Source organism: Bradyrhizobium sacchari (assembly GCF_002068095.1).
GTDB lineage: Bacteria > Pseudomonadota > Alphaproteobacteria > Rhizobiales > Xanthobacteraceae > Bradyrhizobium > Bradyrhizobium sacchari.
Map to the genome: position 1 here is coordinate 845,268 of NZ_LWIG01000007.1, position 17,133 is coordinate 862,400.

At 66.2% G+C, this 17,133-nt stretch carries 22 protein-coding genes, 1 tRNA gene and 2 pseudogenes; 13 read left to right on the forward strand and 12 right to left on the reverse strand.

What is annotated here, in order from left to right; genetic code table 11:
* Window positions 1–101: 101 nt before the first annotated feature.
* The gene (locus A5906_RS10455) at window positions 102–1,520 is read right to left on the reverse strand and encodes a M20 family metallopeptidase (RefSeq protein WP_080135263.1); all 1,419 of its coding nucleotides are present in this window, start codon (window positions 1,518–1,520) and stop codon (window positions 102–104) included.
* Between the two features lie 292 nt (window positions 1,521–1,812).
* Here A5906_RS10455 and A5906_RS10460 point away from each other — a divergent pair, with 292 nt between their 5' ends.
* The 3 genes from A5906_RS10460 (at window position 1,813) to A5906_RS10470 (ending at window position 4,178) form a co-directional block, all read left to right on the forward strand.
* Window positions 1,813–2,784, forward strand: a complete 972-nt coding sequence (locus tag A5906_RS10460; RefSeq protein ID WP_080135080.1) for a S1C family serine protease — start codon at window positions 1,813–1,815, stop codon at window positions 2,782–2,784.
* A gap of 34 nt (window positions 2,785–2,818) precedes the next feature.
* The gene (locus A5906_RS10465; RefSeq protein WP_080135081.1) at window positions 2,819–3,889 is read left to right on the forward strand and encodes a carboxylesterase family protein; all 1,071 of its coding nucleotides are present in this window, start codon (window positions 2,819–2,821) and stop codon (window positions 3,887–3,889) included.
* Between the two features lie 82 nt (window positions 3,890–3,971).
* Window positions 3,972–4,178: a hypothetical protein gene (locus A5906_RS10470; RefSeq protein ID WP_080135082.1), complete on the forward strand. Its 207-nt coding sequence runs from the start codon at window positions 3,972–3,974 to the stop codon at window positions 4,176–4,178.
* Between the two features lie 79 nt (window positions 4,179–4,257).
* Here A5906_RS10470 and A5906_RS10475 read toward each other — a convergent pair whose 3' ends face one another.
* From A5906_RS10475 to A5906_RS10495, 5 genes and pseudogenes are all read right to left on the reverse strand, one after another.
* A complete protein-coding gene (locus tag A5906_RS10475; RefSeq protein ID WP_080135083.1) occupies window positions 4,258–4,920 on the reverse strand; it encodes a DsbA family protein in 663 nt (220 codons plus the stop codon).
* 87 nt (window positions 4,921–5,007) lie between these two features.
* Window positions 5,008–5,730 carry an LrgB family protein gene (locus A5906_RS10480; RefSeq protein WP_080135084.1) on the reverse strand — a complete coding sequence of 241 codons (723 nt, stop codon included), beginning with the start codon at window positions 5,728–5,730 and terminating at the stop codon, window positions 5,008–5,010.
* Window positions 5,727–6,108: pseudogene (locus tag A5906_RS10485) on the reverse strand (CidA/LrgA family protein). The gene A5906_RS10480 and the pseudogene A5906_RS10485 overlap by 4 nt, the downstream one beginning before the upstream one ends.
* Before the next feature lie 44 nt (window positions 6,109–6,152).
* Window positions 6,153–6,629 carry a PaaI family thioesterase gene (locus tag A5906_RS10490; protein WP_080135085.1) on the reverse strand — a complete coding sequence of 159 codons (477 nt, stop codon included), beginning with the start codon at window positions 6,627–6,629 and terminating at the stop codon, window positions 6,153–6,155.
* 3 nt (window positions 6,630–6,632) lie between these two features.
* Window positions 6,633–7,061, reverse strand: a complete 429-nt coding sequence (locus tag A5906_RS10495; RefSeq protein ID WP_080135086.1) for an acyl-CoA thioesterase — start codon at window positions 7,059–7,061, stop codon at window positions 6,633–6,635.
* A 110-nt stretch (window positions 7,062–7,171) separates the two neighbouring features.
* On the opposite strand from A5906_RS10495, the gene A5906_RS10500 reads away from it, so the two are divergent.
* Window positions 7,172–7,720 (forward strand): TetR/AcrR family transcriptional regulator, encoded by a 549-nt coding sequence (locus A5906_RS10500; RefSeq protein WP_080135087.1) that lies wholly within the window; start codon window positions 7,172–7,174, stop codon window positions 7,718–7,720.
* 58 nt (window positions 7,721–7,778) lie between these two features.
* Here the strand turns inward: A5906_RS10500 and A5906_RS10505 are convergent, their stop codons facing one another.
* Complete coding sequence (locus tag A5906_RS10505) at window positions 7,779–8,270, reverse strand: hypothetical protein (RefSeq protein WP_080135088.1); 492 nt, start codon at window positions 8,268–8,270, stop codon at window positions 7,779–7,781.
* A 221-nt stretch (window positions 8,271–8,491) separates the two neighbouring features.
* Here A5906_RS10505 and A5906_RS10510 point away from each other — a divergent pair, with 221 nt between their 5' ends.
* Window positions 8,492–8,767, forward strand: a complete 276-nt coding sequence (locus A5906_RS10510) for a PsiF family protein (RefSeq protein WP_080135264.1) — start codon at window positions 8,492–8,494, stop codon at window positions 8,765–8,767.
* Window positions 8,768–8,869: 102 nt separating this feature from the next.
* Window positions 8,870–9,955 (forward strand): AbrB family transcriptional regulator, encoded by a 1,086-nt coding sequence (locus A5906_RS10515; RefSeq protein WP_080135089.1) that lies wholly within the window; start codon window positions 8,870–8,872, stop codon window positions 9,953–9,955.
* Here A5906_RS10515 and A5906_RS10520 read toward each other — a convergent pair whose 3' ends face one another.
* The gene (locus A5906_RS10520; protein WP_080135090.1) at window positions 9,956–10,495 is read right to left on the reverse strand and encodes a disulfide bond formation protein B; all 540 of its coding nucleotides are present in this window, start codon (window positions 10,493–10,495) and stop codon (window positions 9,956–9,958) included.
* A 159-nt stretch (window positions 10,496–10,654) separates the two neighbouring features.
* Between A5906_RS10520 and A5906_RS10525 the strand changes: the two genes are divergently transcribed.
* Window positions 10,655–10,739, forward strand: a tRNA-Leu gene (locus A5906_RS10525).
* A 188-nt stretch (window positions 10,740–10,927) separates the two neighbouring features.
* Window positions 10,928–11,230, forward strand: coding sequence for a hypothetical protein (locus tag A5906_RS10530; RefSeq protein ID WP_080135091.1), 303 nt, complete (start codon window positions 10,928–10,930; stop codon window positions 11,228–11,230).
* A gap of 29 nt (window positions 11,231–11,259) precedes the next feature.
* Here A5906_RS10530 and A5906_RS10535 read toward each other — a convergent pair whose 3' ends face one another.
* On the reverse strand, window positions 11,260–11,721 hold the full coding sequence (locus A5906_RS10535) for a DUF6314 family protein (protein ID WP_080135092.1): 462 nt from the start codon (window positions 11,719–11,721) through the stop codon (window positions 11,260–11,262).
* Between the two features lie 123 nt (window positions 11,722–11,844).
* On the opposite strand from A5906_RS10535, the gene A5906_RS10540 reads away from it, so the two are divergent.
* Window positions 11,845–12,078 carry a hypothetical protein gene (locus tag A5906_RS10540; protein ID WP_080135093.1) on the forward strand — a complete coding sequence of 78 codons (234 nt, stop codon included), beginning with the start codon at window positions 11,845–11,847 and terminating at the stop codon, window positions 12,076–12,078.
* On the opposite strand, the gene A5906_RS10545 is transcribed toward A5906_RS10540, so the two are convergent.
* Entirely contained in the window at window positions 12,048–12,488 is a 441-nt protein-coding gene (locus A5906_RS10545) for a hypothetical protein (RefSeq protein ID WP_245326661.1), read from the reverse strand. The genes A5906_RS10540 and A5906_RS10545 overlap by 31 nt on opposite strands.
* Here A5906_RS10545 and A5906_RS46345 point away from each other — a divergent pair.
* The 3 genes and pseudogenes from A5906_RS46345 to A5906_RS10560 all read left to right on the forward strand — a co-directional run.
* Window positions 12,484–12,561 (forward strand): annotated as a pseudogene (locus tag A5906_RS46345) (GCG_CRPN prefix-to-repeats domain-containing protein); the annotation flags it as partial. The gene A5906_RS10545 and the pseudogene A5906_RS46345 overlap by 5 nt on opposite strands.
* Window positions 12,562–12,729: 168 nt before the next feature.
* Complete coding sequence (locus A5906_RS10555) at window positions 12,730–13,413, forward strand: response regulator (protein WP_080135095.1); 684 nt, start codon at window positions 12,730–12,732, stop codon at window positions 13,411–13,413.
* The gene (locus A5906_RS10560) at window positions 13,410–15,332 is read left to right on the forward strand and encodes a sensor histidine kinase (RefSeq protein ID WP_080135096.1); all 1,923 of its coding nucleotides are present in this window, start codon (window positions 13,410–13,412) and stop codon (window positions 15,330–15,332) included. The genes A5906_RS10555 and A5906_RS10560 overlap by 4 nt, the downstream gene beginning before the upstream one ends.
* Before the next feature lie 136 nt (window positions 15,333–15,468).
* Here A5906_RS10560 and A5906_RS10565 read toward each other — a convergent pair whose 3' ends face one another.
* Entirely contained in the window at window positions 15,469–15,759 is a 291-nt protein-coding gene (locus A5906_RS10565; RefSeq protein WP_080135265.1) for a hypothetical protein, read from the reverse strand.
* A gap of 234 nt (window positions 15,760–15,993) precedes the next feature.
* Between A5906_RS10565 and A5906_RS10570 the strand changes: the two genes are divergently transcribed.
* Entirely contained in the window at window positions 15,994–16,218 is a 225-nt protein-coding gene (locus A5906_RS10570) for a cysteine rich repeat-containing protein (protein ID WP_080135097.1), read from the forward strand.
* A gap of 75 nt (window positions 16,219–16,293) precedes the next feature.
* Here A5906_RS10570 and A5906_RS10575 read toward each other — a convergent pair whose 3' ends face one another.
* Window positions 16,294–16,974: a hypothetical protein gene (locus A5906_RS10575; protein WP_080135098.1), complete on the reverse strand. Its 681-nt coding sequence runs from the start codon at window positions 16,972–16,974 to the stop codon at window positions 16,294–16,296.
* Window positions 16,975–17,133 lie beyond the last annotated feature (159 nt).

A 17,133-nucleotide genomic window follows, 5' to 3' on the forward strand; every position in this document is an offset into this window, starting at 1 on the left:
CAGCCCAAGCGTTCGGCAATCCGGCGCCAAAATGCGCCGGAAATCGCGCTGCACTGCGGAAAATTTGTTCGCCGGATCAGACGAAGTATCGAGACCGAATTCTACGCCACGGACATGTCGAGCGGGGGCGCGACGTGGTCCGGCAGCGGACAGACGTAGGGTGTCTTGGCCGTGCGCTTCTGAAGATCGGCTTTGGCAGCCTTGATCAGTTCGGGATCCGTCAGCGCCTTGATGCCGAGCCCGGCCATCGCCTTGGCCGCCTGCACCATGGCCTTGTGCGCGTGCGGGCTCTTGCCCTGCGCCACCACCTGCCAGGTGTGGAAGGGCGTGCCGATTGCAACCGTGGGTGCGTGAACCTGCACGGTCGGCACCACCCAGCTGACATCGCCGACGTCGGTCGAACCTACAAGCGGGTTGCGCTTGGCATCGAGCGGCACCAGGAAGTCGGCCAGCGGCCGATCGGTCGGCTCCATGCCGATCGCGTAGTAGACCGAGGAGATGTCCTTGTCGGTCAGCGTCGCGCGGATCTCGGTGGCAAAGCTCTTGTCCGCATCGTCGAAATGCGGCGGTCCGAGCTCTTCCATGACCCGGTGCAGCGCCTGCTCGAGCGGCGCGTTCGGCAGGATGTTGGAGACCGCGGAGATGATCTTCATCTCGACCTTGGTCTCGGTCATCAGCGCAGCACCCTGGGCGATCTTGGACACGCGTTCGACCAGCTCGTTCATGCCGGGCAGATCGCGGGCGCGGATCGAATAGCGCACCCGCGCATGCGCCTGCACCACGTTGGGCGCAATGCCGCCGGTGTCGAGCAGCGCATAGTGCACGCGCGCATCGCTCGGCATGTGCTCGCGCATGTAGTTCACACCGACGTTCATCAGTTCCACGGCATCGAGCGCGGAACGGCCGAGATGCGGCGAAGCCGCCGCATGCGAGGTGCGGCCGGTGAAGATGAAGTCGGCGCGCGTGTTCGCGAGCGACGGCGTTACCGCCACTTCCCAGAAGCTGTGCGGATGCCAGGTGATGGCGATGTCGGCGTCCGCGAACGCGCCGGAGCGCACCATGAAGGCCTTTGCCGCGCCGCCTTCTTCGGCCGGGCAACCGTAATAGCGCACGCGGCCCGGCAGCTTGTTCTCGGCGAGCCAGTCCTTCACCGCGGTCGCGGCGAGCAGCGCGGCGGAACCGAGCAGATTGTGACCGCAGCCGTGACCGTGTCCGCCGGTCTCGATCGGACGATGCTCGGCCACGCCCGCCTCCTGGCTGAGGCCGGGCAGCGCGTCATATTCACCCATGAAGGCGATGACCGGCCCACCCTCGCCCCACTCGCCCATCACTGCGGTCGGAATACCCGCGACTTTCTCGGTGATGCGAAAGCCCTGATGACGCAGCTCGGCGAGGTGCTCGGCGGCGGACCGCGCCTCGGTGTAGCACACCTCCGGCATGCCCCAGACCTTGTCGCTGAGGTCGATGAAACGCGCCTTGATCGTATCGACGCCACGCCAGATGTCGCTGCGGTTGTCCATTGCTTCGGTCCGTGATCCCTTGGTCAAACGAAGCGACAATGGGTAGCAGCTTCGTTGCAGCCCGCCTAGCACCTCGCCGGACAGCAGCCATGCGGCGGATGCCGGATCGAAGCGCGCGCCGCAGCGGACCGCGCGCGAGCCGGTCCCGCACATTTCAAAGATTTCACACTGCGTTATCAGGAATTGTTGCGGAACGAGGCTTTCAAGACGGCCCTCTCCGGCCTAAATTACGTGAGCTTCGCGCGTCGTCCCGCACCAAAGGCGGAGCGATGCACTCAGCCAGGAGAACTCCATGCCCGCCCTGACCGAATGGAGAGTGCCGCCGGCCAATCAGCCACGTGCGAGCGACTACGGTTTCGATCTCGACCGCGCGCTCGCCTCCGTCGTCGGCCTGCACGCCATCGTCCCGCCGGACGCATTCAGCGCCGAGACGCTGGGCACCGAACGCGCCGGCAACGGCGTCGTGATCGACGACGGGCTGGTGCTGACCATCGGCTATCTTATCACCGAGGCGGAATCGGTGTGGCTGCACCTCGCAGACGGACGTGTCGTCGAGGGGCATGCGCTCGGTTTCGATTCCGTCACCGGCTTCGGCCTCGTGCAGGCACTCGGCGAGCTCGACGTCGAGCCCTTGCCGCTCGGCAATTCGGCCGATACCCGCATCGGCGACCGCGTCGTGGTCGGAGGCGCCGGCGGCCGGACGCGATCGGTTGCAAGCCAGATCGTGGCCAAGCAGGAATTCGCCGGCTACTGGGAATACCTGCTGGATGAAGCCGTCTTCACCTATCCCGCACACCCGAACTGGGGCGGCACCGGCCTGCTCAACGAGCACGGCGAGTTGATCGGCATCGGCTCGCTCCAGCTCGAGCGTGAACGCGACGGCAAGGCCGAGCACGTCAACATGATCGTGCCGATCGACCTACTGAAGCCGATCCTGGACGATCTACGCAAGTTCGGCCGCGTCAACAAGCCGTCGCGGCCCTGGCTCGGGCTGTACTCGACCGAGATCGACAACCGCGTGGTGGTGATCGGGATCTCCGCCAACGGCCCGGCCGAACGCGCCGAGCTCAAGACCGGCGACGTGATCCTTGCCGTGGATGGCGAGAAGATCACGAGCCAGACCGCCTTCTACAGGAAGATGTGGGCGCTCGGCGCCGCGGGCGTCGACGTACCGCTGACCGTGCACCATGAGGGCGTCACGTTCGACGTCACGGTGACCTCGACCGACCGCTTCAAGCTCTTGAAGGCGCCGAAGCTGCATTGACCCCAAGCCAGGGACGCCGCCAAGGGAAGCTGCAATGAGCGAGGCCGTGATCGACGACATCGTGGCCGTGTTGCCGCCGCTGCTCAGCGCGCTTGAAGCGCTCGGCTTCTTCCAACGGCATCTGCACCCGCCGGCCTTTGCCTCGGTGATGAGTGCGATCGGCAGGCCGGACGAGGCGCTGCAGGCATCGCACGCTGCGATCAGTGAATGGCCGGAGCAATTTGCCGGCTTGCGCGAACGGCTCGATCGCGCCTGCAACGAGACACTCGTCGCCTTTGCCGGCATCCGCGACGTCGAGCGCGGCAATGGCGATCTCGTCGCCGTGTTTCGCGCGTTGCGCCACCTGCCGCGCGCGCAGGAGGCGCTCTATCCTCTGGCGGCGCAATTTCCGCCCGTGAGCAGCTTCTTCCTCAACACCGCCAATCGCGAGAATGAAGATCTGCTGACGCGGCTGGAAGCCGGCGCAAGCGAGCACGCCGGCCTCTTCCACGACCACAACGAGCCCGGCAGCCGCGGCGGCTTTTCGGTCTATGTCCCCGAATATTATACGCCCGGCCGCGCCCTGCCGCTGGTGATGGCGCTGCATGGCGGCCGCGGCAATGGCCGCGGATTTCTCTGGAGCTGGCTGCGCGATGTCCGCAGTCTCGGCGCGATCCTCGTCGCGCCAACAGCGACCGGCCCTACCTGGGCGCTGATGGGGGACGACACCGACACGCCGAACCTGATGCGCATCCTCGAGACGGTGCGCAGCCGCTGGAGCATCGACGCCTCGCGCATGCTGCTGACCGGGATGAGCGACGGCGGCACCTTCTGCTACGTCACCGGGCTCGACGGCGCTTCGCCCTTCACGCATCTGGCGCCGGTCTCGGCGACCTTTCATCCGCTGATGGCGGAGATGGCGGATGCGACGCGCATGCGGGGCCTGCCCATCTTCATCACCCACGGCAAGCTCGACTGGATGTTTCCGGTGCAGACCGCGCGGCAGACGCAAGCCGCGCTCTCCGCCGCCGGCGCGCGCGTCATGTATCGCGAGATCGACGACCTCAGCCACACCTATCCGCGCGAGATCAACGCGGAGCTTCTGGCGTGGCTGAACGGTGAATGAACAATCGCTCCTTAGATGCGCCGCATGGCCGCGGAACCATCCTGCCGTGCCGACGTTATCGGCGCGACACCGGAGGCCTGCTATGAGGACGTTTTTCGGAATGATTTTGGGCGCGCTGCTGCTTGCGGGCGGCGTCTATATCTATGATTCCATGCAGACCTCGTCCGTCGCCAATGGCGAGGTCGCGACCACCAATCGCACCATCGTGAACTGGGATGTCGCGAAGGCCGATTGGGATGCGCTGCGCGATCGCGCGCACAAGGACTGGGTCCGCATCTCGTCGAAGTAACGCCGCGGTATCATGAACAAGGCGCCGTCGCGGGTCCGCGGCGGCGCCTTCATGTTGGCTGCGATCAACGTTGCGCGCGTCAGTTCATCTTGGCCTTGCGTGCGTCGGCGATGACCTGCTCGAACTCGGCCATGCTGAGCACGCCGGGCACGCGATATTTGCCGACGATGAAGGACGGGGTGCCGCGAAAGCCGAAGGCTTCGGCCTGCTCGTTGTTGCGCTTGAGGATGGCGTCGATGTCCTTGGCGTGATCGGTGAGATCGCGCTTCAACCGGTCCATGTCGACACCGGCGGCCGCGAGCAGCTCGTTGATGCGCGGCTCGGTCAGACGCGAGGAGACGCCCATCATGGCGTCATGGGCCTGATGGTACTTGTCCTGGAATTTGGCCGCCAGCGCGGTTCGCGCCGCCGTGACCGAGACCGGCCCGAGGATCGGCCAGTCCTTCATCACCAGCCTCACCTTGCCGTCATCCTGGACGACCTGGCGCAGCTCGGGCTCGAGCTTGCGGCAATAGGGGCAATTGTAGTCAGACCATTCGACAATGGTGATATTGCCGTCGGGATTGCCGGCGACAGGCGTGTCGGGATCGCGCAGCACCTTGGTTTCGGTCAGCACCTCGTCATCGTCGGCGGCTGCCAGCGCCGAGGTGATGCCGCCCGCCGCGAGAGCGCCCACCCCGATCAGGGTCAACGCCGCACGCCGGGTCGGCACCAGGCGGCCCTTAGTCCCATATCCAGTCATATCTCGTCCCGTTTCGGTCCCATCGCCGGAGGTACGGCTCGGGACCGGGAATTGTTACCGACCATATAGAGTGTCGCGGCGGCGATGTCATCGCACCAGCAGCGTGACCGCCAAGGGGACCAGGAACGAGGTCACCAGCGCGTTGAGGCTCATGGCGATGCCGGAGAAGACGCCGGCGATCTCGTCGACCTGGAACGCCTGCGCAGTGCCGATGCCATGCGCGGCAAGGCCCGCGGCAAAGCCGCGAGCCCGGTAATCGGTGATGCCGGTGCGGTTCATCAGCGGCGTCACGATGATCGCGCCCATGATGCCGGTGAGGATCACGGCGACCGCCGCCAGCGAGGGATCGGCATGCAGGGATTCGGCGATGCCCATGGCGACGCCGGCGGTGACGGATTTCGGCGACAGCGACAGCACGACATCGCGCGGCAGTCCGGCAAGCTCGGCCAGCAGCACCACCGATGCCACCGCCGTGACCGAGCCGGCGATCAGCGCCACCAGCATGGGCACGATGGATGAAACCACGCGCTTGCGGTTCTCATAGAGCGGCACGGCCAGCGCGACGGTGGCGGGTCCCAGCAGGAAGTGCACGAACTGCGCGCCGGCGAAATAGGTCGTATAGGTGGTGCCGGTCAGGAGCAGGAACGCGCCGATGATCCACATCGCATGCAACACGGGATTGGCGAGCGGATGGCGTCGCGTCGCCAGCGACACCGCATCCGTGCCTGCATAGACCAGCAGGGTCACAGTCAGCCAGAGCAGCGGCGACTGCGAGAGATAGACCCAGAGCGAGAACGGGTTGTCCTTCATCGCGCGTCCTGTTGCCGCAATAGTCGGCTGACGAGGCGGAAAGTCAGCACAGTCGCGAGCAGCGTGACGACCACGGACAGCGCGAGCACGATGACGATGGCGATGCCGTGGGACGCGAGGAGATCGAGCTCCCGCACGACGCCGACGCCGGCCGGCACGAAGAGCAGCGAGAGATGGGCCAGAAGGCCCCTGCTCGCCGTCTCGACGCCGTTGTCGCGCAGCGGCCCGCGCGCAAGCAGCGCAAAGGTCGCGTGCGAGCAACAGGACCAGGAGCAGCAGCAGCCCGAGCACGGGTCCCGGCAATGGCAGGCCGAGGCCGCGCACGACGGCTTCGCCGATCAACTGGCAGAGCAGGATGAGACCGAGACTTGCAAGCATGGCGTTCGCATCAAGGGACGCACCGCCGGGCTTGTCAATCGCCGCTATGCGCGGGACGCGCGTGGTTCATGCGAAGCCGCAATGCGAGGCAGCATCGCCATCAGCGTCCCGGTCATCGTGGCGATCAGTGTGGTCTTGCCGTCATGCTCGGCGAAGGCCTTGGCCTCGCAGAAAGTGAGTGTGCGACCGGGCTTGACCACTTCGGCCTTGAAGACGAAGCGCTCGCCGCGGGCTGGCGCGAGCAGCGTGGTCTTGAATTCGACGGTGAGGATATCGGCCTCCTTGGGCATCAGCGTGAAGGCCGCAACGCCGCAGGCATTGTCGAGCCCGGCCGTGATGATGCCGGCATGAATAAAACCGTTCTGCTGCGTGAGAGTCGGCGCATGCAGCATCGCCAGCTCGACCTCACCCGGCGCGAGACGGACGATCACGATGCCGAGCGCGTGCATGGCCGGCTGGCCATCGAACATGGCGATGGAAGCCGCGCGATAGCCCGGGTTTTTCGGCTCGAAAGCGGCCATGGGTCAGGCCTCGGCCGGCTCGGCAAGATGCCTCGCGGCAGCTTCGCGGACGGCATCATCGAACGGCGCAGATTTGCGGAGCTGACGGTCCATATGCACGCCCGTGATCTCGCAGGTCGCGGCGATCTCCCCGGTCTCGGCATTCCTCATGTCGTGCCGGAAGCGGATCGACTTGTCGCGAACCTCGAGCAAATGGCTGTGGATCTCGACGATGTCGCCGGCGAGCAGCTCGCGCTTGTAGGCGATGTTCTGCTGGACCGCGGCCATGCCGCGGCCCGAGCTGCGCAGGTAGCTCGGGGTCAGCCCGAGGCGCGCGAACAGATTCCAGTTGGCCTCGTCGAATTTGCCGACATACCACATGATGTTCATGTGGCCGACATGGTCGCATTGCCACGGATAGACCGTGCCGCGATAGGTCGCCTCCCGCTCCATCGCAATTTCTCCCTGCTCGTTCCGCTCTTTGTTTGTTGATACGGTAGCGTATCAGGGGCCGGACACGTTAGCAATACGGCACCGTATCAAGAACCGGTGAGGCTTCCTTCATGAGCGACGGCAAGGGCGATGTCTGGGTCGAGGCGGGATTTGCCGAGCTCGCCCACTCCGGGGTCGAGGGCGTGCGGGTGGAGGTGCTGGCCAAGAATCTCGGCGTCACCAAGGGTGGCTTCTACCGCCGTTTCGCCGACCGCGCCGCACTGCTCGAGGCCATGCTGGAACGCTGGCGCGAGGGGCGCGCGGCTTCGATCGCGCAGCAGACGAGCCTCGACGGCGAAGCGCCGCGCGAACGGCTGAAGGCGGTGATCCAGCTCTATTCCGAGCGGCTCAATCCGGAAGGCATGGCGATCGAGCTCGCGATCCGGCAATGGGCCCGCTCGGACGAGAACGCCGCGGCAGCAGTAGCGAGCGTGGACGCCGCGCGGCTCAAGCACGTTGCCGAACTCTATCGCGCCACCGGCTTGGAGGCCGAGGAGGCCGAGGCGCAGGCCTTCCTGTTTTATTGCTTCATCTTCGGCCAAAGCCTGCTGTTCGTCGAACGCGGCCCGCGCAAGCGCTCGCAGCTCGTGGCGAAGTCGGCCGAGAAGCTGCTGAACTAGGATCAAACGAAAATGGCCGGAGCAAAGCCCCGGCCATCGCATCCTGTTACGTCGAAGCTCAGGCGGCGCCCTTCAGCTTCTTGTTGCATTCGCTGTAATAGCCGCCGCCCTTCTCGATCCACTTCATGCCGCCATTGCCGTTGGTGGCCTTGTTGGCATTGTACTGGTCGACGCAGGTGTGCAGGCGCGCCTTGCCGGCGGTCTCCTTGGCGTATTTCGGATCGACCGCGTTCGGATAGATCGCAGGGCCGGCGGGCAGGCTCGGCGCCGCAGCGGGGGCTGCCTCCTTCTTGGCCTGCTTCGGCTCGGCCGGAGCGGCGGGCGCGGCTGGAGCAGCCGCGGTCGGCGCAACGGCCGGCGTCGCATCGGCACCGCACTGGGCCTTGCGGAAGTCGTTCCACTTCATGGTGCCGAGCGAGCCGTCCTTCTTGGCGGCCTGATATTTCGCGCTGCACTCCTGCGAGGTCAGCGCCTGCGCCGGTGCGGCGGCCATCAATGCCACGGCACCCGACGCAACAATCGCATACAGCAATTTTGTCTGATTGATCATCCCTAGATCTCCTCCTTGGTCGTCCCTTGGTCTTCCCTTGAACTTCCCTTGGGGAAGCGAAACGAGGATTGCTATCCTAGCGTGCCGCCGGCTCCCGACAAGGAAGCGATGGCTTTCGCCGCAAAAATATAGTGATCGCACCGTTCAAATCATTCATGTCGCGTTCAGCATCGCAAGCCGACGTTCCAGCCCTTCGCAATTCGCAAGAAGAGTGCAACATCATGACCCTCGCCTCTCGCCTCGCCGCCGCCGCCCTCGTCTCCCTGCTCGCCTCGGGCACAGCGTTCGCGCAGACCGCCGCGCCGGCGGCCAAGACCGATGCCGCCGCCACCGCCGACAAGAAGGCCGCGCCGAAGGAGCGCTCGGCCGAGTCGCTCGAATGCTCCAAGCAGGCCGACGCCAAGGGACTGAAGGGCAAGGAGCGCAAGAAATTCCGCCGCGAGTGCATGAAGGAAGCGAAGGCCGGCACCGCCGCCCCTGCCGCCGACAAGAAATAAATCGTTCACCCTACGGTTCGCGAGCATCAGTGAGAGGCGTCATGCATTGCGGCATGACGTAGCCGCAATTGTGCGCCTCTCGCTGATTTGCAATAAGGTGGCGTGAAGCAAATCACCGCCTCCCTGCCGTTCGAATGGCCGAGCCGTGCCAAAATCCTGAGCACGGTGGAAACGCTTGTTATCGGCACGGCCGGCGGCCTGGTGTTTCTCCTCGCGGGCCTTCCCGGCGGCTTGATCTCGGGCTCGATGATCGCGGTCGGGGTCGCCGCCATTGCCGGCCGCCAGCTGACGCTGCCGCCGATCCTGACCCAGACCGTGCTTGTGCTGCTCGGCATCTCGCTGGGCTCTGTGGTCTCGCGCCATCTGATCCAGCAGGTCAGCGCCTATCCGCTCACCATCGGCCTGCTCGCGCTCGCCACGTTCTGCTCGACCTTCGGATCGAGCTATTACCTCCAGCGCATCCATGGCTGGGACCGCACCTCGGCCTTCCTTGCCGGCAGCCCCGGCGCGCTGTCGCAGATCACGATCCTGGCCGTCGAGCGCGGCGCCGACCTGCCGGGCATCGCGGTGGTGCAGACCATGCGCGTCATCATCCTCACCGCCGCGCTGCCGATGGTGCTGGCTCTCGCGGGCGTGGCGCCTTCGGCCGCTCCGTCGCTGACGACGACGATCGCCTCGCCGCTCGGCCTCCTGGAGCTGGTCGCGGCCTCGCTGGCTGCCGCGCTCTTCCTGCGGCTGGTCAAGTTTCCGGCGAGCTGGATGTTCGGCGCGATGATCGCCTCCAGCATGCTGCATGGCACGGGCTGGGTCGAGGGCGGATTGCCGGACTGGGTGCGCGGCGTGGCGCTGGTCGGCATCGGCGCCCTGATCGGCAGCCGCTTCGCACGGATGCGGATCAGGACCCTCGCCGGCCACATCAATGCGGCGCTGGGCTCGTTTGCCGTTGCCATCGCCGTCTCCGCGATCTTCGTCGGCATCGTCGCGCTCACCACGCAGGTGAAGTTCTCCGACGTCGTCGTCGCCTTCGCGCCGGGCGCCATGGACGCGATGCTGGCGCTGGCGCTGACGCTGCATATCGACCCGATCTTCGTCGGCGCCCACCATCTGTCGCGTTTCGTGTTCGTGACGATCGCAACGCCGGGCATCGTGCACCTGTTCGGGCGCACGCAGGACGATGTGGATGATTAGCTAGCGCTTCGCTGTCCGCACAAATCCCCACGCGGCGATCGCGGCCATCAGGAGCGAGATCAGCACGTTGTAGCCGGCGAGCGAGAGGCCGAGGAAGCGCCACTGCACCTCGTCACAGCGCACCACTTTCACCGTGTCGAGCTTCGACAGCAGATCGGCTGCGTTGCCGAGATTGACGACCGGGCCGGAGCAATCGGTCGGGCCCTTCCAGAACCCCCATTCGACGCCGGAGTGGTAGGTGCCGAGGCCGGCATTGGCGAGGGTCGCCAGCGCGAGGATCGCAAGCCCCGCGAGCAGCAACGGCCGCGGCGCGCCCGCGCGGGCCGCGAGCGCCGTCAGCGCGCCGAGCGGGATGGCGAGGTAATAGGCGTAGCGCTGCTCCAGGCACAGCGGACAGGGCAGGATTTCCAGGACGAGCTGGAAGAACCAGGCACCTGCGATCGTCGCTGCCGCGATCAGGGTAACCGCAAGCGAGGCGGCCAGCGCGGGGCTCGTCGCCACCGGCTTGAACGCAGGTACTGCGGCACTCTGGGTGGTCACGGCGGCCTCTTTCGCATGTCTCGCGCTCTAAAGCCTCTAGCCCCGGCCCATGCGGCTGTCGAGGACGCCCGGGATCACTTTGGCGCGGGTTGACCCCGCCTTGTCCATAGCTATAGTCCGCCGGCTTCGTGACGCCCTCCTTGGAGGGGCCGACCGAGGGCCCCTGTGGCGGAACTGGTAGACGCGCTCGACTCAAAATCGAGTTCCGCAAGGAGTGCTGGTTCGATTCCGGCCAGGGGCACCAGCCTTCGCTGCTTCGCAGCTACGGCTGGGCGTGCCACGCTCTGCTCGATCGTAGCGAAGCGGCGAGGGCTGTCCCGCCGAAGCCTTGGCGAAGGCGAACTGGATCAGCGAGTTCGATCCCCCTCCCCTAGCAATCGTCGTCTCGAGTCTGTATAAACCGGTAGCTTCTTCTCACTCGAAGGAGCTCACATGAACGATCTGCACGCGTGGCTTTCCGAACAGCACCACTGCCTGCGAACCTTCCGGACATTTCAGCAGAAGCTCGAGACGCTCGGCCGGGACGATCCCGCCCAGCGCGGCCTGTGCCGCCTGCTGAGCAGCCTCGTCGGCAGCTATGTCGAGGCCTATGACGAGGCCCCGCTGCCGGTCGAGGTCGCCGACAGCGCCTATCACCGCCTGCTGACGCTGGTCGCGAGCATCGATCTGAATGCCGACGCCGACCGCAGGCTCGCCGACATCAACCGCGTGGCGGAGAGCCAGCTCTGGCGGTGAAAGGCGGCCCCGCCATCGCGCCGGCTCGATCACGCGAGAGGCGTATAGGTCGTGTTCATCGTGTAGTCCTTGGCCGGACCCGACACCACATGACGGACGACGAACGTTCCATCCGGCAGGAACCTGTAGGCCGACCGATACTCGTCGCGCCCGCAGAGGTGGGACGCATGTCCGCTCAGCTCTCCTCCGGAGGATGCGGACAGTGAAATCTCATGAAACAGCCGCGGCGGATTTTCCTTGAAGAAGACGCTGAATCCTCCGTCGCTGCTGCTGAAGACGTATTCGCGTTCGGCCTGCACAATGGTGCCGTTCGCGAGCTTCAGATGTCCCTGCTCGCGATAGGCCAGCCGGTCCCCCATGAGCGGCGTGAAGGTCGCGATACCCTGCATCGTGGCCAGGCCTTTGATGACCCGGTTGAAGGACCAAGAGCCGATCAGCTTTTGCGTGACTTTCGAGGCTTCACCCCAGCGATCGATCGTGGCTTCGTTCATCTCTTCAGGCCCGCGCGTTACCCAACCGGTCCAGACTTGCAGGAGCCGCAGCCGGGAGTTCGACTTCAGCGCGCCGATACCTATATCCTACCGCAGCGAATTATGATGCAGCGAGCAGCTTTGATGGCCAGACGACGCACGACGGAAGCGGACACGGGCGACCTCCCCCGCTATTTCGTCTGGGTCCGGGGCCTCGAAGGCCCCGAGCCGCAGAAATGGATGGCGATGGATTTCGGCATCGGCGACTGGAAGCGGCCGCTGGTGCTGGCCTATTTGGAGCTTCCGGAAGGCGAGCGGCATCTGCCGCTGTCGGCGCTGGCGCGGCGTTATCCGCCGCCGCGGGTGGAGATGTCGTAGGGCTCTCCTACTTCCCCCGCGCCGCCGTCGGCGTCAGCCCGAACCGCCTGCGGAAGCAGCGGTTGAACTAAGAGAGGTCGTTGAAGCCGCAGGCATAGGCGATGTCGCTGATGCGGCCGCTGCGGTGCGCGAGCAGGTCGGCGGCCTTGCTCAGACGCAATTCGTTGAGACGCGTGGTGAAGCTGGCGCCGGCTCCGAACAGCAGCTCGTTTGACGTAGCGTTCGGACAGGCCGGCGGCGGCGGCAAGCTTCTGCGCGGAAAAATCCGGCTCGAAGCGCACCTCCAGGATCGACAGCACGGCCTTCAGCCGCACGGCGCGCAAGCCACGGCGCCGCGCCGCAGCCGCGATATCGCTGCGGGCGCCGAGAGCGATCGCGGCGAGGTCGAGCAAATGGGCGGCGATCGCCATGCCGGCAGCGCACGCCTGCCCGCGCGGCTATCATATCGGTCCCGGCGGCGCGTGCCGCGGCAATGGCAGATAAGGCCTGAGCGGCGGCTTCTCCCCGCCCTGCGGGGCGAGTGCCTTGCAAGCAAGACGCCGGTCCTCAACGAGCACGAGCGGAAGCACCATGATTATGGGTGTCGCGGGCTCCTCGCTGCGGCTAAACTTGCTTCGCGCCGCGGGGGACACGTGGTGCGGGGCCATGAACATGAGTGAACAGGGCGAGACGGGTGAAGCGATCACCATCCTCCTCGTCGAGGACGACGCGCCGACCTGCTGGCGGCTGCAGGACGCGCTGGTCAAAGCCGGCTACGAGGTGCGCAGCGCCGGCACGCTGGCGGAGGCCCGCTCCGCGCTGACTGAGGCGGTACCGCGGGTGCTGCTCACCGATCTGAGGCTTCCCGATGGCCACGGCGTCGAGCTGATCCGCGAGATCCGGCAGCGCTTTCCCGACACCGAGATCATGGTGATCTCCGCCCTCGGCGACGAGGAGAGCGTGATCTCGGCGATCACAGTCGGCGCTACCGGCTACCTGCTCAAGGACGCCTTTCCCACGGACATCGCCACTACCGTGCGCGAACTGGTCGCCGGTCATTCCCCGATCTCGGCCTCGATCGCCCGTTTCATCGTGCGCCGGACGCAAGGCGCCGCGCAGAGCGGGGCCGAACCGTCGCCGGGTCCCGTGCTCAACACGGCAAAGCTGACGCCGCGCGAGATCGACATCCTCTGGGGCATCGCAAAGGGCTTCAGCTACGCCGAGATCGCGAGCCACCTCGGCCTGTCCAGGCAGACCGTGCCCGGGCACATCAAGAACATCTATCGCAAGCTCGAAGTGCACACACGCAGCGAAGCGGTGTTCGAGGCGGTGCAGCAGGGCCTGATCAAGCTGTGAGCGAGATCGCGGCGAAGGCACCGACACGCCCGCGGCGCCGGCTGATCGTGTCGCGCCTCGTGCCCTATCTGCTGCTCCAGGCGCTGATCGTAGTCGCGACCATCCTCGGGCTGCGGCTGCTCCAGCCCAGCGACCCCGACGATTTTGCGGTCAGCGGATTTTCCCTGCGCGAGGACGGTGCGACGCGTCCGGTCACCCTGCCGCATTTCACCTCATCGCGCTATTCGCTGGCCGATCCGCCGCTCTATACCGGGGCCTTCACGTTCCGGCGCGACGAAGCGGCCTCGGCATGGTCGGTATATCTGCCACGCTTCAGCAATGCCGTGGAGGTCGCCGTCAACGGCGTCATCGTGCTCGACTCCCGCCGCGACGCCAACGCCAACCGGCCGGACCGCAACACACCGCAGATCGCGCTGATCCCGGCGTCCTTGCTGCGCGACGGCAGCAACGAGATCACGGTGCGGCTGTTCGTATGGGGACCGCTGAAGGGCTTCCTCGACACTGTCTATGTCGGACCCGACACGGCCTTGCGGCCGGCCTATGAGACGCGCACGCTGCTGTTCGTGACGCTCCAGGTGGTGTTCTCCGCCTGGCAGTCGATCCTCGCCGTCATCCTCGCGATCATGTGGCTGATGCGGCGGCGCGAGCCGGTTTACGGCGTGCTGGCGGTGGCGATGGTGCTCGGTGTCGTGCAGGCGTTCGTGCCGCCGCCGGTCCCCCCGGCGCTCACGCCACGTCTGGCTGCGGTCCTGCTGGCATCGGCGCCGACCGAGAGCGCGCTGATCGTCATGTTCGGCGTGCTGTTCTTCGGCTGGGGCTGGCCGCGCTACGGCGTGCTCCTGTTCGCTCCAGGCCTCATCATCTTCGTGGTCGGGCTGATCGCCGGCCCGCCGCTGCCGCGCATCCTGTTTCTCACGCTCGGCATCCCCATGGTCGGGATCTGCCTGTTCCTGATGGCCTGCGTGACCGCAACCGCGGTCGTGCGGCGGCAGGACGCTGCGAGCTTCACGATCGGCTGCGCGGTGACCATCGTGCTGACCTGCTGGGTCCACGACATGCTGTCGGTGTTCGAGATCGTGACCAACGAACGCATCTTCGTCTCGCGCCTGTCGTATTCGGCGATGCTGGTCGCGATCGGCGCCGGGCTGACCTGGCGCTTCGCCCGCGCGCTGAACCAGGTCGACAGCTTTGCCGGACAGCTCGTGGCGCGCGTGCGCGAGGCCGAGGAACGCCTGAAGGCGAGCTTTGTCCGCGAGGAGGAGCGCGCCCGCGCAGCCGCGCTCGCCAATGAGCGCACGCGGCTGATGCGCGACCTCCATGACGGCCTCGGCGGACAGCTCGTCAGCATCGTCGCGCTCTCCGAGCGCGGCCATGAGGGCGCGACCATTACGGACGCCGCCCGCGCCGCGCTGAAGGATCTGCGTCTCGTCATCGACTCCATGGACGACATCGGCGGCGACCTCATGCTCGCACTCGGCTCCTGGCGAGAACGCGCGACCGCGCAGTTGCGGCCGCACGACATTGCGCTCGACTGGCGCGTGGCGACGCCGCAAGGGCTGCCGCTGCACCCGGAACTGCGACCATGGCACGTGATCCAGATCGTGCGCATCCTCGACGAGGCCGTGACCAATGCCGTCAAGCACGCGCAGGCCCGCAATATCACGGTCATCATCGAGACGCTCGACGGAGACCAGGGACCGTCCGGCGTGATCAGCGTAACTGACGACGGCCGCGGTTTTGCGGCTTCGGGCAATAATGAGGTCACCGGCGCGAGCCAAATCGCACGGGGCTTGCGCAACATGAGAAGCCGCGCCGCGCGATGTGGAGCGGTGCTCGATCTCAACTCGGATGCCTCGGGCACGCGGGTGCGGCTGCAATTGCCGCAAATCTTTCCCGACAGCGACGCCGCCGGCGGCTGAAAAACCCCCTCCCCGAACGTGTGGGACGCGCGGAGAGAGGGAACGGGCCGGAGTGTTTTGCCTGCGGAGGACGGGGGGTTCGTCCGCAAGGCTCCTTTGCCCGAAACGACGCAATCAACTCAATCGAACGAGATCATCAGCGCACGCCGACGCGATTGACCGGACCGCCGCGATTCATCGGCGTGCCGGCACGAACGCCGACGCCTGGCGCGCCGACACCGGGTGTCGCGACCGCAGCCGCCGCGACCGGGGCGCCCGGTGCAACCACCGCCGCCGCCGTCGGCCGCACTACGCAGCCCTTGGGCACGCCGACGGTCTTGCAATAGACCACGGCCTGCGCCGGGCTCGTGCCCAGCGACACCATTGCCGCACCTGCCAGCACCATGACCGTCAGCCCGGCGCTCAGCGCTCCCGCTCTTTTCGACATCTTGCTCTCCTGCTTCCCGTTCGGCGCCCGATGCAATTCACCGGGTCTCGCAGCCGACGTGCAGCCTGAATGGCAAAAGACGGGGCGCGGATACATGCCATGAAGATGGGGGTGCAGCGGCCGAGTCGACGCGCCGATGCCATGAACATGGCATGGACCGGCACCTCGCCGTCGCGAGATGGTCCGGCCGCTTGATCCCGAACGGGACCACCGACAATCCCAAAGAGGTGCTTTATGAAGATTTCAGCTCTTGCCGCGCTGCTGCTTGCCACCACCGCCCTGCCCGCCGCAGCACAATCCGGCCCGACGCCACAGGAGCAGATGGCCTGCCGCGGCGACGCCAGCAAGTTCTGCGCCGAGCACATCGGCAAGCCGCCGCAGATGAACGCCTGCCTGCGCGAGAACAAGTCGAAGCTTTCGGACGGCTGCCGCAAGGTCGTGGAATCGCACGGCGGCTGAACCAATGGTCATTCCGGGGCGCGCCAACGGCGCGAACCCGGAAGCTATCTCACGATGGAGATCGTCGGCTGAGCGCTAGTCGTCGTCTTGCCCGAACAACCTGATCTGAGGGAAGCCGCCACGCGGCCGGCCCGCATAGTCGCGTGCATCGGAATCTTCGCGGATGTTGCGAGCCACGTCGTCCCAATCGGTACGGTCACGCATGCCGCGCGGCTCGCGGGATTCGTAGCGGTGACGTTCCGCCCAGCGCTCGCGGCGTTCGGCTCGGCGCCGTTCGGACGCGGCACGCTTCAGGTCGGAATCCCTCGCCTTCGCATAGGCATTGTCGGGCGGGGACGCAGGCTCCGTAGATGCCTGTTGCTGCTCGGTGGACCTGACAGCCTGCGGGGGCGTTGCGGCTGCCGGCTTGGCCGGCTCAGCCGCGGCCGTCTTCGCGGGCGGGGGCGCCTGCGGTTCAGCATTCGCCTGCGTGCCGGATTTTGCGGCTTCAGGCTTTGCTTCGGCCTGAGCCGGCGCTGCGATGATCGTGCCGAAGGCTTGCGAGCCGGTCAGATATTGCACGCGCTCCGACGGCGCATTGGCCTGCGCCGGAGCGGCGGCGGCTTCGTTGCGCTGCGCCATCTTGCCGGTATCCGCGCCCTGCTTGGGCGCGATTGGATTCATGATATTGCCGGCAACGATGCCGCCGCCAAGACCAATGCCAATGGCCGCGATGATCGTTCCGGCACCGACGAAATAGGCTGTCGAGGCGCGCATTGGTCCACTCCCTCTTTTGGGGCGGGCAACGCGTGGGGATTGCCAGATGTTCCTGATATCAGCGGGTTCCTCAAGCGCGCTGGCGAGGCATCGCACTCTGGCTCATTGTTTGGGCATGATCCTTTCGGGAAACCGCTGCACACTTTTCCGGATCGTGCC

Coding starts and splice junctions, on each gene's coding strand:
- A5906_RS10555 (WP_080135095.1), top strand. CDS start 12,730: ATGAGTGAACAGGGCGAGACGGGTGAAGCGATCACCATCCTCCTCGTC.
- A5906_RS10510 (WP_080135264.1), top strand. CDS start 8,492: ATGACCCTCGCCTCTCGCCTCGCCGCCGCCGCCCTCGTCTCCCTGCTC.
- A5906_RS10465 (WP_080135081.1), top strand. CDS start 2,819: ATGAGCGAGGCCGTGATCGACGACATCGTGGCCGTGTTGCCGCCGCTG.
- A5906_RS10540 (WP_080135093.1), top strand. CDS start 11,845: ATGGCCAGACGACGCACGACGGAAGCGGACACGGGCGACCTCCCCCGC.
- A5906_RS10460 (WP_080135080.1), top strand. CDS start 1,813: ATGCCCGCCCTGACCGAATGGAGAGTGCCGCCGGCCAATCAGCCACGT.
- A5906_RS10535 (WP_080135092.1), bottom strand. CDS start 11,721: ATGAACGAAGCCACGATCGATCGCTGGGGTGAAGCCTCGAAAGTCACG.
- A5906_RS10475 (WP_080135083.1), bottom strand. CDS start 4,920: ATGACTGGATATGGGACTAAGGGCCGCCTGGTGCCGACCCGGCGTGCG.
- A5906_RS10470 (WP_080135082.1), top strand. CDS start 3,972: ATGAGGACGTTTTTCGGAATGATTTTGGGCGCGCTGCTGCTTGCGGGC.
- A5906_RS10495 (WP_080135086.1), bottom strand. CDS start 7,061: ATGGAGCGGGAGGCGACCTATCGCGGCACGGTCTATCCGTGGCAATGC.
- A5906_RS10545 (WP_245326661.1), bottom strand. CDS start 12,488: ATGGCGATCGCCGCCCATTTGCTCGACCTCGCCGCGATCGCTCTCGGC.
- A5906_RS10565 (WP_080135265.1), bottom strand. CDS start 15,759: ATGTCGAAAAGAGCGGGAGCGCTGAGCGCCGGGCTGACGGTCATGGTG.
- A5906_RS10575 (WP_080135098.1), bottom strand. CDS start 16,974: ATGCGCGCCTCGACAGCCTATTTCGTCGGTGCCGGAACGATCATCGCG.
- A5906_RS10500 (WP_080135087.1), top strand. CDS start 7,172: ATGAGCGACGGCAAGGGCGATGTCTGGGTCGAGGCGGGATTTGCCGAG.
- A5906_RS10455 (WP_080135263.1), bottom strand. CDS start 1,520: ATGGACAACCGCAGCGACATCTGGCGTGGCGTCGATACGATCAAGGCG.
- A5906_RS10505 (WP_080135088.1), bottom strand. CDS start 8,270: ATGATCAATCAGACAAAATTGCTGTATGCGATTGTTGCGTCGGGTGCC.
- A5906_RS10570 (WP_080135097.1), top strand. CDS start 15,994: ATGAAGATTTCAGCTCTTGCCGCGCTGCTGCTTGCCACCACCGCCCTG.
- A5906_RS10480 (WP_080135084.1), bottom strand. CDS start 5,730: ATGAAGGACAACCCGTTCTCGCTCTGGGTCTATCTCTCGCAGTCGCCG.
- A5906_RS10530 (WP_080135091.1), top strand. CDS start 10,928: ATGAACGATCTGCACGCGTGGCTTTCCGAACAGCACCACTGCCTGCGA.
- A5906_RS10490 (WP_080135085.1), bottom strand. CDS start 6,629: ATGGCCGCTTTCGAGCCGAAAAACCCGGGCTATCGCGCGGCTTCCATC.